We start from the raw sequence: 15,072 nt of genomic DNA on the forward strand, positions 1-15,072 counted from the left end.
CATCCGGTCCAGCATCTGACGGGCCTCTTCGGCAGCGCTGAAGGCGTCCAGGGCCGTGAACCGCGGAGGCAGTCCTTGCTCTTGCCGGAAATCTTGTCCGTGCAGGTCAAGCTGCATGTCGGTACTCGTGGAGGATGCCGCCGAGGCGGTCGCGTCGTCGTACTGGATCGGTGGCCGGTGCAGGTAAGGGGTGGAGCGGTCGGGCGTTGGCGATGCCCTGGTGGGGCCGGTGTCCGTTGTAGCTCGGCGCCCGCTTCAGTCAGCTCGACGTCACCGACGAGGACTCCGTCAAGGCTGCCGCCGAATTCGTCCGCGCGGACGCCGGCCGTCTCGACGTCCTGGTCAACAACGCCGGGATCGTGGGTGCGCGCAAGCCGGTCGGCGAGGTCACCGGGGCCGACATGCTGACCACGTACGACACGAACGTCTTCGGCGTCGTGCGCGTCACGCACGCCTTCCTGCCGCTGCTGGAAGCAAGCGATGCCCCGGTCGTCGTCAACGTCGGCAGCGGTCTGGGCTCGCCAGCGGCATGTGCCGACCCCAGCCGGGTGGAGTTCCAGGTAATGGCGCTGGACTACAACTCCTCCAAGACCGCGCTGGTCATGGTCACCGCGCAGTACGCGAAGGCCTTCCCCGCCATCCGCTTCAACGCCGTCGACCCCGGCTACACCGCCACCGACCTCAACGGCCACACGGGCACGCAAACCATCGAGGAGGGCGCGGAGATCATCGTCCGTATGGCCTCGATCGACTCCGACGGCCCGACCGGCGGCTTCTTCGACAAGACAGGCCCGGTCGTCTGGTAACGATCCGCTCGCTGATGCGTTGGCGATGGCAGCCCAGCGGGCGGGGCGGGTAGTGAGCCAGCCGCTCAGGCAAACAGCGCGGCGAATTGATCCCATAGCGGCTCGATCAGCCACGATGGCGGGACAGCCACAGATCTCTTGATGATTGCAGAGCGTAGCAACTCAAAAATCAACAAGATCTGCGCCGACGGGGCGCCCCGCGCCAATTTGCGCGACCTCTTAGTGGGCGGCTCGTTGGGTGATGTCCGTTTCCGGCTAAGGTTGGAGCAAGGTCGCTGGTGGGGGTTCCGTCGGCTATTGCTTCCTGGCGAAGCTGCCTGTCCGCGGTGAGGATGCCGAGTCTGACCAGGCGTTTCAGCTTTGCGCGGGTGCCTTCGACGTTCTTCGGCAGCAGTTCGTGGCCGAGGGTTTCGCAGACGTCCTTGGCCCGTAGCGGCCCGGTCGTCTGGTTGAAGGCGGCGAGGATGCGGGGGTAGTCCGAGTGCTCGGGCAGGTCCGGCGCGACGGCCGGGAGCCGGTCGGTGAGGCCGGTGACGGTCTTGAACACGAAGAAGCCTGGCTCTCCCCGCGCGAATACGCGGAGAGGGCCGGGCCTCAGCGCTGCTTACCCGGCGAGCTCGCTCTTGTAGAAGACGGTCGCCTGGAACTCGTCAGGACTGACAGCGATCTTGCTGGAGTAGCCGAACGCGAGCCGCGGGCCACTGGACGACCGCCAGATCGCCATTCCCTGAGGTTCGCGACCGGGCAGCGAGTTACCCGCGGTTGTCTGGAACTTCTCGTTGTACTGCCCCCCCGGTCTGGTTCATATCGATTCGGACCAGATAGGAGGGCCTGGCCGGATCCGAGGGATTCTCGGGCGGACCACCGTAGGAGAGGTATGCGTACTGGCCGTACGAGGTCATGCCCTGGAAGAGGTCGGAGTCGCTGAGACCGAGTTGGGCGTTGGTCGGCAAGGCGCGCTTGGTAAGGGGGCGTGTGTTGTCGTTGATGCCCCGGGCTATGACATCGGAGAGGTCGAACAGCGCGAGGCGCCACGGACTCGTCGTCCCCATGTACCGGACGAGCAACCGGTTCGTGTAGGGATCGATCGACGGTCTCGGACAGTCCAGGAAATCGGAGAGACCGATCTTGAATTCCGCGACGCCGGGACTGGTGTGGTAGTCGATCAGCCCATCGTCCTGGTACTTGATGCGGCAGATAGTGTGGCTGTTGGGGGCCTCATTGGTGGTCAGGCTCCGCCAGTCGCCGGCCAGCCAGATGAAGGGAGATCCGGACGTGTCCGGCTGGATTCCCATCGAAGAGCCATGGTCGAACGCGTGGAGAGCCATGGAGCCCAGCACGTTGCCGCTCAGGTCGGTCCTGGTCACCCAGAGGTCACCGGTAGTGCTTCCGGGCTTGCTCTGCACGAAGTAGATGTGCCCGTGGACGTGGTCGAAGGCGAAGGACTGCATCGCCCAGTAGGGCTGGTGGAGCGTTCTTCGGACGACGGGATCGTCGCCATCTCCCCCGAGTACGAAGTATTGCGAAGGGTCGACGACCGCGTGCGCCGTTCCAGCCGTCAACAAGGAAATGCCGCCGCTTGCGGCGGCGGCTATTCCTGTGCCGGTCCGGAGGAACGCGCGACGGCCTAGGGCGCTCCCTCTATTGCTTTGGTCGTTTTCAGTCAATTGCGCCACCGTATCTGCTAGTTCGGCCGTTTTTGCTGAGCACGATCAACTTAACAACCGGATTCCTGGGTGTCGATGAATTTCCAGAACCGCCCGCAGGGCCTGCGCCGCCTGATCGACGCGCTCGCCGACGACGCCGACCAGGAACCCACCGCCCCCGCCAGGATCTGAGCCGACCCCTGCACGACGGCCAAGCCGACCGCATCCTCCGTCAACAGCAGTCACGTCGCCGTCAAGAGGCGCAGCCCCATGGGTCCGCTGCGACGATGGCCCACACCCAAGACGAAACGATAGCCGGAACCAAAGGCGCAGAAGTGAGCGCAATGCCCCTCAACTCAGCGCGTGCTGAGCCCAGATCGCGGGAGGACTCCAACCGGGCATCGCCGCAGCGGCATGTACCCCATCGAGGCCGACGTCCGAGCCGCCGCGCCGCCGGGAAGGAACCGTCGCCGGACCGGACATCACCGCCGATGCCACTGGCCTGACGCTGTTCGCGACGGTGCGGCGCGCTGACGAGCCGGGGTGATCCCCGCAGCCGGCATCGTGTTCCTCCCTGACGCGGCATCGGTCGTCAGTCGAGGCCTTCGATGATGCGGAAGTCGCGCTCGACGCCGTCAGCAAGTACGGCCAGTGCCTCCTGGTAGGCCGCACTCGCGCGTGCGGCGACCGCCTGTTCGAAGCTGTCGAACTCGATCAGGACGGTGCGCTCGGCGATTCCGGCGTCGTGTGCGACGACCCGGCTGCCGCGGGAGAGCAGCCGCCCGCCCGCGGCCTTGACGGCTGGACCGGCCAGCTTGTCGTAGGCAGCAAGCCTCTCAGGGTCTGCGATGGTGCGGTAGACGCTGACCCAGTAGCCCTTGGCCACGGTGCCTCCTGTGTTCGGAATTGATGATCAGAAGCATGCTCAGATCCATGGCCGGCGCGCTGTGGGTCAGCGAGCCGACGGAGACGGCGTCGAAGTCGGACGGCTTCGATCAACCGGCCGGGGCTGCGATCGGATTGGTCTCGGGTGAGCTTCGGCGGGCGAGGACGAGCCAGAGCCGGTCGAGTCGATGACTGGCCTCGCCGGAAGGGCCGCGGCCCGGACTAGAACGAATAGGAGCCGACAAGTAGGTACGAGTCGCACCAGTACGACGTGATCGGCCATCAACCCTGAGCCCCTGCCACAGATGCCGCCAGAACTGGCCGGGCTCTCACAGGAGCAGTTGGACCTGCTGCGGACCGGCACCCTCGCCTTGAGCGCGCAGGCCTCATCGCATGACCGTGCGCACGATCGCTGCCTGGCCGCCGACTCGGATCCGGTGTCCCGTGCGGTCGCGGTGGGCGGTCGCTGTGATGGTGGACGGGCTGCCGAGGTGATCACCCATGTCGACAGCGAGGCGGTGTGTGCCGAACCCGGCAGCATGCGCTGCCAGGCAGGCCGTGCTGTTGGCGTTGGCGATGTCCTCGGGGACGCCGATCGACGGGGCGAACATCCGGGCTGCTGCTCGGCCGTGTCGGTCCGGGGGCGAGTAGGCGTAGCAGCCCAGCAGACCGTAGCGGTCACAGGCTGCGCGCAACAGGGTTAAGTCCGGCGTGAGTTCGGCCAGTGCGGCGCGGGATCGGATGGGCAGCAGAAGCCTCGGCCGCCCGTTCGACGCCACGCAGGCGTCGCCGGCTACCGCGTCCTCTGTCAGTCCGAGGCCGCCTACGACTGCCCTCAGTTCGGGTCCACCGGTGCTACGCAGGCTGACCGGGCCCGGGTCGAACGACGCCGTCAGGCCGTCACCGTTTCGGCTTGCCCGACCGTCGAAGCTGCGGTGGGCCGTACGCAGGGCGGCGCGGTAGTCGTGGTCGCCGCCTTCCCGTTCGGCGAGCACGGCGAGGGCGGCGACGGTGCCGTGTCCGCAGGCGGGCAGTTCGCCCTGGGCGGTGAAGAACCGCAGTGTGTACGCGGGCTGACGATGCTCGATTCCGGTCGCGCGGAGGAAGACGGCGTGCGATGTTCCCAACGCCGTGGGAATGCGGCATCGCTCCTCGTCGGTGAACGGCGCATCATCCAGAACGGCGGTCGGGCTGCCACCCGTGCCGTCTCGCTGACACGCGACGACGACCGCTACCTCGGACATGGCACCGGGCCGGTGGTCAGCAGCATGGTCAGGTCCAGTGCGGGCGCGCTGTGCGTCAACGCCCCGACCGAGATTAGGTCGACGCCCGTCCCGGCGATGGCGAGAACTGTGTCCAGGCGGATGGTGCCCGAGGCCTCCAGCAGGATCCGGGAAGCGTCGGCCCGCCCGGCCCGGAACTTCACGATCTGCTCGATGTCGGCCACCGGCATGTTGTCGAGCATGATCCAGCGGGCTCCGGCGTCGAGGGCCTCGGCGGCCTGTGTGACGGTCTGCACCTCGACATCGCTTTCCACGGTCTGCCCGGTGCGCGCCATCCCGCGCCTGACCGCCTCGATCGCGGCGGTCACCCCGCCCGCCGCGGCGATGTGGTTCTCCTTGAGCAGGACCATCGCCGCGAGATCGAGGCGATGGTTGTGGCCGCCGCCGGCGGTGACCGCGTACTTGTCCAGGGCGCGCAGGCCCGGCGCCGTCTTGCGCGTGTCCAGGATGCGCGCCCTGGTCCCTGCCACAGCTTGGACGTAGCGGTCGGTCAGCGTCGCGATGCCGCACATGCGCTGCAGGAAGTTCAGCGCCGTACGCTCCCCGGTGATCAGGCTGCGCGCCGAACCGGATAGGTGCACCAGGACCTGGCCGTCGGCCAGTCGGGCGCCGTCGGCGACGGCCGGCTCGACCTTGACCTCGGGGTCGACCTGCGCGAAGACCTCGGCGACCACGGGGAGGCCGGCGGCGATGCCGCTTTGCCGGGTGCGGATCTCGGCCGTGGCCACCAGTTCCTCGGGAACGCTCCACACGGTGGTGATGTCCTTCCCTGACGCGTCCTCGGCCAGGGCGGCAGCGGCGGCGGCCCGTGCTGCCGCCGAGGGAAACTCGGTCGTGGTCATCTGGTCTCCAGCTCTGAGTGGACGTTGGCTTGGTGGCGGCAACCGCCGACGAGGCAGCACTGAAGTTCCGCTGGGCCGGTTCACAGGACCTGGTGGATCCTGTACTCGATCTCCCGCGTGCCGGTCACCCGTCCCCCCGCCACGAACAAGTTCCGAGTGAGCCGTCCGTGCGACTCGGCGCCGACGTCGAACTCGGGGCACCATGCGCATGTACCGGTCCTCCCGGCCGGTCTCGCCTCCGTCGACACGGGCTTTCAGGAACGCCTCTCACCCAGGTCGTCGGGGCAGGTGCCACAACAGCCTCATCCGTTTCGATTTCCGAAGCGGTCACTGATGCTAGCGTGTCGGTATTCGAAGCATCAACCCTGGAGAGCTGGACATCCCGACATGGCAACACCCAGGCCTGGCAATCCTGTTCGCGGCTCGACCACCGGCCGCCCCCTCATGGCCGCACTCGATCTGTTCGGGCGGCGGTGGAGTCTGCGCATCCTGTGGGAGCTTCGCGCGGGCCCGCTTGGATTCCGCCCCTTGCAGAAGCGGTGCGACGACATGTCCTCCAGCGTGATGCGGCAGCGCCTGACCGAACTGCTGGATGCCCAGGTGATTCACCAACTACCGGACAGCCGCTACGAGCTCACCCCGCTGGGACAGGAGGCGCGCCACGCCCTGAACCCCCTCGCCCGCTGGGCGGGACGCTGGGCGGCCACTATCGACCCGCAGGGGGCGGACCACACCGACGACCAGTCCGCCAGCCGCGTCTCACATCCGGACACCGTGGACGACGGGACGCCGGAGAGGGACTCCGCGGACTGACGCCCCGCCTCGGATCGGAGGCGGGGCGGGACCGCCGGGTCACGAGGTTGCCGTGGCTCGGCCGAGCGCCGGGGACAGGCGCGAAACCTCCGCCAATCCTCGTGGAAGCAACCGCCAGGTCAACGCCGAAGATCGGGCGCACTCCATGCGCTGCGCACGACTTCGCGAACCGAACGGCCCCGGTGACGTTGTCGCGATCCGTCAGAGCGAGCCACTCCATGCCCCGCTCGGCGGCTCTCCGCACCAAGGCCTCGGGATGGGATGCGCCGTAGCGCATGGAATAGCCGGACGCTACGTGGAGATGCATGAGCCGCTCCACGTACGCCTGGATCTGGTGACGGTGCCCCTTCCGGCATGGCCGCGGAGCTCCATGTCTGAGACCCTCGAACGGAGGTGGCCACGTCCCAAATCGGTTGTGTCCTCCGTCACATGAACGCGACCGGAAAGCGACTCTCCGACCCTTGATCACGATCTCGCGCGCAGTGTTTCCAGCACGCTTGTAATGCGACAGATCGGCGAGGGACACGGGCAATGCCGCGACTCAAGCGGGCATGCCCCCTGATACGGGTCCTGGCCTAAATAGGCTGATGTCCGCGACGACGTCCTGCATGTGCCGGGGTTGCAGACGTCCCACCAGATCCTGCTGACCAGGGCTTTCGAGCTGGAAGAGGCTGACGGTGTCCGAGGCCCGGATCATTTCGAAGGCCTGTTGGTCGTTCAGGCTGACGTGGTCGGGGTTGTCGAGAGCAAGCAGGCGTCCGGTCGTGCGGCGGATTTCAGCGACCGCGTACGCCATCGCCGATTGCATGCGGACGCCCAGGACGTCGAGCTTCAGGAGGCCGAGATCTTCGACGTCCTCCTTGTCGGTCTGCACCATCGGGTAGCCGGCCGGGGTCGGCTGCACCGGAAGCCGGTCCAGCAGTGCCGCGTTCGACAGGATCACTCCGCACGGGTGCATGGCGTAGCCGCGGGGCAGCGCGTCCAGGCCTTCGGCGAGTTCCCACAGCGGTCCGAACTTCCCCGCCTGAGAGGCGAGTTGGCGTAGCTCCGGCAGCTCGGCCAGGGCGCCGCGGATGTCCCGGGCGCGGAGGTGCGGAAAGCTCTTGGCGATCTCGCCGACGACCTGCGGCGGAATCCCGAGGGCGAGGCCGGTATCCCTCAGAGCGTGCCGGGCCCGGTAGGTCTCGGGCATGCCGGTGACCGCGGTCCGCTCCTTCCCGAACCTCTTGATGATCGCGTCGTACACCTCCAAGCGGCGCTCGGACTCCACGTCGAGGTCGATGTCCGGCAACGACGTACGCCGCTCGCTGAGGAAGCGCTCGAACAGGAGCCGGTGGTCGAGCGGGTTGGCGGTGGCGACGAAGAGGCTGTGGTTGACCATGGAGCCGGCGCCGGAGCCGCGCGCGGCGACCCGGATCCCCAGCGCCCGGGTATCCGCGACGACCTGGGCCACGGCCAGGAAGTACCCCTCAAAACCCAGCCGGCCGATGACGTCCAGCTCGTAGCGGAGCTGTCGTACGGCACGCTCGTCCGTGTCCAGGCCACGGGCGACCATCCCGGTCTCACACCGCTGCCGCAGCAGCCGCATGGCCGAACCGCGCTCGGGGCTGGCGCCGACGACGGAGGGTTCGGGGAAGTGGGGACGCCCGAGCCCGAGATCGACCGGGGTCAGGGTGCAGGACTGGCCGGTGGCCTCGGTCTCGGCCAGGAGGCGGACCGCCCGGGCGGGGTCGTCGCCGACGGCCCGGGCGATGCGGTCGGCGGCTGCCGCCATGACGGCCGGGGCCTTCAGCCACCGTTCGCCGCCGTCCAGGTGCCGGCGGTCGACGGGCCGCAGCAGCCGGGCCGCGTCGAGCACGTCGGCCAGCCGGTGCTGCTCGGGGTCGGCGTAGCGGACCGCGTTCGTCAGCACCGTGCGGACGCCGAGCTGGTCGGCCAGGCCCACGGTGCGCGCGGCCAGCCGCAGTGAGCCCGCGCCGGTGCCCTGCCGTCCCAGGTATACGGCTTCCAGCCGCAGCTGCTCTCCGGCCAGCTCCCGCCACGGCGCGAGCAGCTGCTCGGCGACGTCGGGGCGGCCGGCGGACAGGGCCCGCACCGGTTCGGAGGCCGGGCCGAGCAGCACCACCAGGTCCTGGTCGGCGTACGTACGCAAGGTGGGCCAGGACACGACCGGCGCCGCGCCGCCGGCCTCGGTGTGCGCGTCGGACACCAGGCGGCACGGCCGTGCCCACCTGGTCGCGTTCTGCGCGAGCAGGGTGATCCGCAGCGGCCGCTCCAGCACGTACGCGCCGCCGCGCACGGGCGTACGCGGCCGACCCGCGGCCGGGTCGGGCGGGGCGAGCGGGGCGACGGCGACGTCGACACCAAAGACGGGGCGGATACCGGCGTCCGCGGCGGCGGTGGCGAAGCGGATCGTGCCCGCGACGGTGTCCCGGTCGGTGAGCGCGAGCGTCGTCTCCCACGCTCGGCAGCGCGCTGCACGAGGGCACCGGGGAGGGATGCGCCGTAGCGGGCCGAATAGCCGGAGGCGACGTGCAGATGAGTAAATCCACCGCTGCACACCTCCTGCCTCTCGTTTGTCCCTCCCCTGACCGGTGTCCCTCCAGGTCTCCACCATAACCGAAAACCGAAAACTTGTTCGAAATCGTGTGGTGCTCTCACGTGTCGCCCGGGTGACGTCTGTGACTGAGCACTTCAGTTGGCCATTGAGTGCTTCAGTTGGCCACTTCGGCGCTCAGCTCTTTGTGACGTTTGCCGTATCGGCAGCTGTGCGTTTGAAGATCTTTCCCGAGGCGCATCCCTCTGCTACAGCGGGGCTGAACAGCACTCTCAGGCAGCACCGGCACCTGCCCGGCAGAAGTCGGGCGACGCATCGGCGACGGGGCGGTGGGGGCAGTGGCTTGGTCGCCAAGAACACCTCACGTGCTGCCCGGCCACCCGGTCCGAGATCAGGTACGACCCAGCGCCCCGCCCCGGGGCCGGCCGGTGGCGCTAACCCTTGTCGTCGTGTGCCTGAGTGTCCTCCTTGTCGCACTGGTCGTGGTTGTAGCGCCGCGTTATCTGCTGGATTGGGATGCCCCATCAACACCCGCCGCCGATCGAGCGAAGGCGATCAACGACATCCGGGCCACGTTGCTCCAGGGACTCGCGGGAGTGGCCTTGCTGGTCGGAGCGTTCTTCACCTGGCGGCAGCTGCAAGTCACTCGGCAAGGGCAGATCACCGAGAGGTTCACTGCCGCAGTGGAGCGCCTGGGCAGCGCGAGCATGGAGGTGCGCATCGGCTCCATCTATGCGATGGAGCGGATTGCCTACGACTCCCTCGACGAGCGGGCCACCATCGCGGAGGTGCTGTGCGCCTTTGTGAAACGCACCGCTCTGGCGTCTCCCCCTGCTGCGCGGCCCTCCCCGCGCGATACGGCCCACAAAGGCGAATTGGCCCGCTCCCACGCCGGAGAGGTCCCCCTCCCTGTACGTGCCCCGGATGTGCAGGCCGCGATGTCAGTGCTCGGCCGCCGTGCACGGCCGCGGCAGGATCAGGAGTTGCACCTGGACCGCGCCGACCTGCGAGGTCTTCGCCTGTCGTACGCAGACCTAGCCGACGCCGATCTGCACTACGCCGATCTCACGGACGCGGTATTGATAGGCGCGGACCTGGAGCGCGCCGACCTGACGGGGATATGGCTAGCAGGCGCAGTTCTGATCAAGGCGAACCTCGATCAAGCCGATCTGCGCAACGTAGTCCTGTGGCATGCACGTCTCGATGATGCGGACCTGCGCGCGACGGACCTCAGCGGAGCTGATCTGACTGGTGCGGTCGTCGGAGGCGCCAGATTCGATCTGTCGGACCTGCGCGGTACCGATTTCACCAGTGTCAATCTGGCAGCCGCCACATTCACCGGCGCGGTCGCCGATGCCACCACTGTCTGGCCCGCCGACTTCGACGTTGCCGCCTCTGGAGTGCTTCCTACATACGGCGCACCACCGCTGCGACCTCAAACGTACCTGCGGCCTCCTCCTGCCTGACTGAACTTTGGTGGTACTGCCCGCCACTACGCACGGGACGGATCGCTACCCGGCGCCAACTGTGACGCTCAGAGTGGCCAACTGAGACGCTCAGTCACAACGTCAGATCCGTTCTCGTGCCACCGGGCCTTCGAGGCGGGACTCGCCTCGGCCGGGATGCGGGGCAGTGAGGTACGCGTGAGGCTGATGCCATGTCGGAGCGCCGCATGTTCGTCTACCCGCCGAACGCGGGCCTGACCGGCTGGGACGAGCTGGATGTCGCCGAGTCGGGATGCATCGAGTGGCACGAGGTGTGGAAACGCTGAACGGGCGCAAAGACCGCCACGGCGGCCAAGGGCACGACGTGGAAGCCGTCCTCGACGAGCTCTACACCACGCCGCCGTCCGAATTCGTCGCCCGACGGGAGACGCTGGCCGCCGCCGCGAAAACAGCCGGCCGGGTGGACGATGCCCGCCAGATCCATGCCGTGCGCCGCCCCACCATCGCTGCCTGGGCCGCCAACCTCCTGCTGCGCTCCCAGCCGGAGGAAAGCCGACAGTTCCTGGAACTGGGGCGCGCGCTGCGCGAGGCCTACCACGCCCTGGACGCCGACGGACTCAAAGATCTCTCCGCGCAGCGCCGCCGCGTCTCCTACGCCCTCTCCCGGCAGGCCGCTCAGCTCGCCCGCGACGCCGGGCACCGCCTCTCGGAGCCGGTCCAGCAGGACCTCGAAGCGACCCTGCGCGCCGTGCTCGCCGATCCCGACGCAGCCGACTAGTGGGCGGGCGGCCGCCTGGTAAACGCCCTCACCCCGCCATCGGAATTCCGCCCCGGCACCGCACCAGCAGCCGAGAGGCCGAGCACACGCAGCCGCCCCGCGCCCCCGCCTCCGGCACGGGCCCCCAAGGACGAACTCGCCGAGCGGCGCCGCGCCCACCAGGAACAGCTGGCCCGGGCCAAGCAGGCAGCCGAGGCGGCCGAGCAGCACTTGCGCGAAGAACGCGCACGGCAAGCGGACGTCGACGCCGAGCTGCAACGGGCGCGCGAACGCACCGAGCAGGCCCACCGGCGGATGTCCGCCATCGAGGAGCAACTGCAGCAGGCACGCGAGGAGTGCCTGCAAGCCGAGAACGAACAGCAGGAAGCCGAGGAACACAGCCGGTCCGCCGCCGACGCCCTCGCCCAGGCCGAGCGGGCGGCACACGAGACCGCCCAGCACGTACGCCGCATGACCACAGGCACCACATAGGCGGAACAGGAAGCAGAGCGCAACGCTGGCTGTTCCTCCCGACTCCACCTGCGGCTCTTCACGCCAGCGCCCCGCGCGCGCCCCTGGTTCAGGAATGACACCGTGGTCACCAGGCGCACCCTGCCGGGCGCGCCACCAGCAGCATCAGGCACGGGAGTGAACGGTCATGGCACGCTCGATCTGGACCGGTGTGATCACCTTCGGACTGGCCAGTGTGCCCGTGGGCCTGTACACGGCGACCGAGGACCACACGGTCCACTTCCACCAGCTGCAACGCGGCACCGCCGACCGGATCCGCAACCGGCGCGTCAACGAACGGACCGGCAGAGAAGTACCGTCGGAGAACATCATCAAGGGCTACGAGCTCGCCGAGGGTGAGTACATCGTCGTCGAGCCCGACGAGCTGGACCAGATCGCGCCGGGCCGCTCCCAGACCATCGACATCACCGACTTCGTCGACCTGGCCGACATCGAGCCGGTCTACTTCGACCGCACCTACTACGTCGCGCCCCGTGGCAAGGAGTACAGTCGGACAAGGCCGGGATCGCGACGTTCGTTATGCGCGGCAAGCAGTACTTCACCGCGCTGCGCGCCGAGGAGCGGCTGCTGGTTTTGCAAACCCTGCACTGGGCGGACGAGGTGCGCGACCCTGGCAAGGAACTGCCCGGGGGAAGCGGACGATGGTCCACGTCTCGATCTAAAACTGCCGATCATCGTTGACACCTGGGTCTCCGATCACTACGGAGATCCACATGCCGAAGTCCCTATCCATCACCCCGCCGCTTGACCGTGAGGCCAAGCGGCGCCTGGCGGTCATGCGCCACGTCGAAGAGGTCACCGGGAACGTCGCGATGTCCTGCCGGTACTCGGGATCAGCCGGCAGGCGTACTACACCTGGTACCGCCGCTATCAGGCCGAGGGCAGCGAGAGCCTGCGACGGTTGTCAGAGGACGATGCTGTCCCGCTGGCCAGGTCCGTACGCGAGGACGTGCGCAAGCACGTGGCCAACTGGAACGCCTTGAGTTCGTGGCCACTGCCCAACGTCTGGATCGGCACGTCGATCGAGTCGGATGAGTACTGCTGGCGGGCTGATGAGCTGCGGGGTATCCCGGCTGCCGTCCGGTTCCTGTCGCTGGAGCCGCTGCTCGGTGGGCTGACCCCGAAGGCTGGCGGCCGGCTGCTCGATGGCCGGACCTGGGATGAGTATCCCGCCACGGCGGACGTGGTGGGTGTGTTACCCAGATATGCGTCAAAGAGCCCCTGGGGCCGGGACCCCGGCCAGGAAGGCGACGACCTTCTCCTCGCGCGCCTCGGGGGCGCAGGGCGGACAGCGATGCAGTGGTCGTCGCGTCCGCCCCGAGTACGCCGGGGCGAGTTCGGTGCGGCCGAACAGCAGGGCGTAGCCGGCGGGGAGCTGGTGGAGGATGCGGGTGATCAGGTCAGGGCCGGCGTAGGCGGCGACGGCGGAGAAGACACATCCGGTGTCCCAGCGGGTGGTGGCCAGGGAGGCGCCGGTGCGGGCGGCGAGGTCCTTGACGAAGGACCAGCCGGTCAGCGGCTGTTGGTCGGGGATCTGCGCGGTCAGTACGCGTACGGCTTCCAAGGGCAGGCAGCCGGCCAGGTCGACGCGTTCGTCGCCGGTCAGCTGGCGCCCCAGTCCGGCAAGAACCAGGCGGACGGCTTCGTCGGCACTCTCGAGGGTGGGGTAGGCGCCCTCGTAGCGGACCTTCTCCAGCATCTGCTCGTATGCCGTCCCGTACGGCTGCCGGGACGGTGCGTGCCGGTCGGAGATCACGGGGGTGGTGGCCTTTCTTGCTGTGGCCGGTGTTCGGGCACCGGGGACGGGATGGTCAGGTGGGCTGGGGGCGGCCGAAGAGCAGGTCGTAGCCGACGGGGAGCTGGAGCAGGATCTGGCCCAGCAGGTCGTCGCCGGCGGCGTCGGCGACGGTCGACAGCACGGCACTGACGTCCCAGGCCGCGGTCTGCTCGGTGGCGCCTTCGATCCACGCCGCGGTTGCGCGCACGAACCGCTCCGGGGGCAGCGGCTCGGCGCTCTGCAGCGGGTTGAGCAGGATCAGGGCGAACGCCTCAGGCAGGCGCGCCGCGAGCTGGGCGCGGACGTCGCCGACCAGGTGCGCGCCGAGGAGGGCGAGTACCACACGGGCCGCACGCTCGGCTTCCTCCGCAGAGTCGTACTCGCCGCGTTCCTTCACGTGGCCGAGGAACGCTTCGTGTCGCAGGGTCATCTCGGCTGGCACCCCTTCTTCGTCGGACTGCCCACGGGGGGTGCGGAGAGCGGGGTGAGGGGGAGATCGGGTGCCCGCCCTCCGCACCCGTCGGGCCGGTGTCAGCCGGAGATCTCCTTGCGGCCGGATTCCACGCCGATGGAGATCTTGCGGGGCTTGGCGCGCTCGGCGATCGGGATGCGCAGGGTGAGCACGCCCGCGTCGTAGTCGGCCTGGATGTGCTCGGTGTCGAGGGTGTCGGCGAGCACGATCTGGCGGGAGAAGACACCCAGCGGCCGCTCGGACAGCTCCATCTGCACGTCGGCGGACTTCGCCACCGGCCTCCGCTCGGCCTTGACGGTGAGCATGTTTCGCTCGACGTCGATGTCGATCGCGTCCGTGGTGACACCGGGAAGGTCGAAGGCCACCACGTACTTGTCGCCCTCGCGGTAGGCGTCCATCGGCATCGCCGACGGCCTCGACCAGGTCCCTGGGCCCATCAGCTGCTGCGCCAGCCGGTCCAGCTCACGGAAGGGGTCAGTGCGCATCAACATCGTGAAAACACCTCCAGCAGGTTCAGGCAGTTACTGCCAATGCGCCTCACTGACACCGTTGTAACATGTCATCCAATGGATGACAAACACGATGTCGTCTACATGATGACAACAGAGGGAGGTGTCCGTGACCGCAGCCGACCAGCCGTCCACGACCAGCACGAATGCCCACAGCCCGGCGTCGTTCCTCGCCGCCGCGGCAGCCCTGCGCGCCATAGACGACGCCCTGCGCGACGCCCAGCGGGAGTCCCCGGACACCCCGGATGCACGTGGTCCCGGGCCGGAGCAGGCGCTGGCCTCCCTGATGCTGCTGCGGCAGGTGCGTGAGCAGCTCGCCGGATGGGAGACCGGCCTGATCGAAACCGCCCGCGACGCGGGAGCCAGCTGGGCCGACCTCGCCCACCCCCTCGGCGTCGCCAGCCGCCAGGCCGCCGAACGCCGCTACCTGCGCGGCCGCCCCGGCCCCGCCGGAACCACCGGCGAACAACGCGTCCAGGCCACCCGCGAACGCCGCGCCGCCGAACGCACCACCGCCACCTGGGCCCGCCACAACGCAGCCGACCTGCGCCGCATCGCCGGCCAGATCATCGCCCTCACCGACCTGCCCACCACGGCCCGCCTCCCGCTGAGCCAGCTCCACGCGGCCCTTGCCTACGACGATCCCGCCGAGCTCATCCGCCCCCTCAACGCCACCCGCCCCCACCTGACCACCACCCACCCCGACCTCGCTGCACAACTCGACACCCTCACACACCCCTGAACCCACC

Annotated in this window: 11 protein-coding genes and 8 pseudogenes; 8 read left to right on the top strand and 11 right to left on the bottom strand. The window is 68.6% G+C overall.

Going from position 1 to position 15,072, the window contains the following annotated elements; all coding sequences use genetic code 11:
• Positions 1-242: 242 nt before the first annotated feature.
• Positions 243-806 (top strand): annotated as a pseudogene (locus ACIPSA_RS42620) (SDR family NAD(P)-dependent oxidoreductase); the annotation flags it as partial.
• Here the strand turns inward: ACIPSA_RS42620 and ACIPSA_RS42625 are convergent.
• From ACIPSA_RS42625 to nadC, 6 genes and pseudogenes are all read right to left on the bottom strand, one after another.
• Positions 805-937, bottom strand: a pseudogene (locus tag ACIPSA_RS42625) (IS5/IS1182 family transposase); the annotation flags it as partial. The pseudogenes ACIPSA_RS42620 and ACIPSA_RS42625 sit on opposite strands and share 2 nt — an antisense overlap.
• A gap of 163 nt (positions 938-1,100) precedes the next feature.
• A pseudogene (locus ACIPSA_RS42630) lies at positions 1,101-1,344 on the bottom strand (hypothetical protein); the annotation flags it as partial.
• 214 nt (positions 1,345-1,558) lie between these two features.
• On the bottom strand, positions 1,559-2,473 hold the full coding sequence (locus tag ACIPSA_RS42635) for a hypothetical protein (RefSeq protein WP_402645353.1): 915 nt from the start codon (positions 2,471-2,473) through the stop codon (positions 1,559-1,561).
• Positions 2,474-3,044: 571 nt separating this feature from the next.
• A complete protein-coding gene (locus ACIPSA_RS42640) occupies positions 3,045-3,338 on the bottom strand; it encodes a DUF1330 domain-containing protein (RefSeq protein ID WP_030978521.1) in 294 nt (97 codons plus the stop codon).
• 385 nt (positions 3,339-3,723) lie between these two features.
• Positions 3,724-4,581 carry a PhzF family phenazine biosynthesis protein gene (locus tag ACIPSA_RS42645; protein WP_402645356.1) on the bottom strand — a complete coding sequence of 286 codons (858 nt, stop codon included), beginning with the start codon at positions 4,579-4,581 and terminating at the stop codon, positions 3,724-3,726.
• A complete protein-coding gene (gene nadC, locus ACIPSA_RS42650) occupies positions 4,569-5,462 on the bottom strand; it encodes a carboxylating nicotinate-nucleotide diphosphorylase (protein WP_402645359.1) in 894 nt (297 codons plus the stop codon). Before nadC ends, ACIPSA_RS42645 begins: the two co-directional genes overlap by 13 nt.
• A 444-nt stretch (positions 5,463-5,906) precedes the next feature.
• On the opposite strand from nadC, the gene ACIPSA_RS42655 reads away from it, so the two are divergent.
• Complete coding sequence (locus ACIPSA_RS42655) at positions 5,907-6,275, top strand: helix-turn-helix domain-containing protein (protein ID WP_107055416.1); 369 nt, start codon at positions 5,907-5,909, stop codon at positions 6,273-6,275.
• Between the two features lie 97 nt (positions 6,276-6,372).
• Here the strand turns inward: ACIPSA_RS42655 and ACIPSA_RS42660 are convergent.
• Together ACIPSA_RS42660 and ACIPSA_RS42665 are read right to left on the bottom strand one after the other, a co-directional pair.
• Positions 6,373-6,582, bottom strand: a pseudogene (locus ACIPSA_RS42660) (PHP domain-containing protein); the annotation flags it as partial.
• A 237-nt stretch (positions 6,583-6,819) separates the two neighbouring features.
• Positions 6,820-8,837, bottom strand: a pseudogene (locus tag ACIPSA_RS42665) (PHP domain-containing protein); the annotation flags it as partial.
• Positions 8,838-9,281: 444 nt separating this feature from the next.
• Here ACIPSA_RS42665 and ACIPSA_RS42670 point away from each other — a divergent pair.
• From ACIPSA_RS42670 to ACIPSA_RS42690, 5 genes and pseudogenes are all read left to right on the top strand, one after another.
• The gene (locus ACIPSA_RS42670) at positions 9,282-10,298 is read left to right on the top strand and encodes a pentapeptide repeat-containing protein (RefSeq protein ID WP_402645362.1); all 1,017 of its coding nucleotides are present in this window, start codon (positions 9,282-9,284) and stop codon (positions 10,296-10,298) included.
• A gap of 343 nt (positions 10,299-10,641) precedes the next feature.
• A complete protein-coding gene (locus ACIPSA_RS42675; RefSeq protein ID WP_402645365.1) occupies positions 10,642-11,055 on the top strand; it encodes a hypothetical protein in 414 nt (137 codons plus the stop codon).
• Between the two features lie 210 nt (positions 11,056-11,265).
• The gene (locus tag ACIPSA_RS42680; RefSeq protein ID WP_402645367.1) at positions 11,266-11,526 is read left to right on the top strand and encodes a hypothetical protein; all 261 of its coding nucleotides are present in this window, start codon (positions 11,266-11,268) and stop codon (positions 11,524-11,526) included.
• A gap of 166 nt (positions 11,527-11,692) precedes the next feature.
• A pseudogene (locus tag ACIPSA_RS42685) lies at positions 11,693-12,192 on the top strand (Ku protein); the annotation flags it as partial.
• 334 nt (positions 12,193-12,526) lie between these two features.
• Positions 12,527-12,670: pseudogene (locus ACIPSA_RS42690) on the top strand (DUF5131 family protein); the annotation flags it as partial.
• A 219-nt stretch (positions 12,671-12,889) separates the two neighbouring features.
• Here the strand turns inward: ACIPSA_RS42690 and ACIPSA_RS42695 are convergent.
• The 3 genes and pseudogenes from ACIPSA_RS42695 to ACIPSA_RS42705 all read right to left on the bottom strand — a co-directional run.
• Positions 12,890-13,264, bottom strand: a pseudogene (locus tag ACIPSA_RS42695) (DUF2267 domain-containing protein); the annotation flags it as partial.
• A 112-nt stretch (positions 13,265-13,376) separates the two neighbouring features.
• Positions 13,377-13,772, bottom strand: coding sequence for a DUF2267 domain-containing protein (locus ACIPSA_RS42700; protein WP_402645370.1), 396 nt, complete (start codon positions 13,770-13,772; stop codon positions 13,377-13,379).
• Positions 13,773-13,873: 101 nt separating this feature from the next.
• Positions 13,874-14,305, bottom strand: coding sequence for an Hsp20/alpha crystallin family protein (locus ACIPSA_RS42705; RefSeq protein WP_402645372.1), 432 nt, complete (start codon positions 14,303-14,305; stop codon positions 13,874-13,876).
• Between the two features lie 127 nt (positions 14,306-14,432).
• On the opposite strand from ACIPSA_RS42705, the gene ACIPSA_RS42710 reads away from it, so the two are divergent.
• Entirely contained in the window at positions 14,433-15,065 is a 633-nt protein-coding gene (locus ACIPSA_RS42710) for a type III effector protein (protein ID WP_402645374.1), read from the top strand.
• Positions 15,066-15,072 lie beyond the last annotated feature (7 nt).

This window comes from Streptomyces sp. NPDC086549 (assembly GCF_044746205.1).
GTDB lineage: Bacteria > Actinomycetota > Actinomycetes > Streptomycetales > Streptomycetaceae > Streptomyces.

Bases quoted from the DNA above. Each gene is read 5' to 3' on its own strand.
- ACIPSA_RS42700 (WP_402645370.1), bottom strand. From the start codon at position 13,772: ATGACCCTGCGACACGAAGCGTTCCTCGGCCACGTGAAGGAACGCGGC.
- ACIPSA_RS42655 (WP_107055416.1), top strand. From the start codon at position 5,907: ATGGCCGCACTCGATCTGTTCGGGCGGCGGTGGAGTCTGCGCATCCTG.
- ACIPSA_RS42645 (WP_402645356.1), bottom strand. From the start codon at position 4,581: ATGTCCGAGGTAGCGGTCGTCGTCGCGTGTCAGCGAGACGGCACGGGT.
- ACIPSA_RS42705 (WP_402645372.1), bottom strand. From the start codon at position 14,305: ATGTTGATGCGCACTGACCCCTTCCGTGAGCTGGACCGGCTGGCGCAG.
- nadC (WP_402645359.1), bottom strand. From the start codon at position 5,462: ATGACCACGACCGAGTTTCCCTCGGCGGCAGCACGGGCCGCCGCCGCT.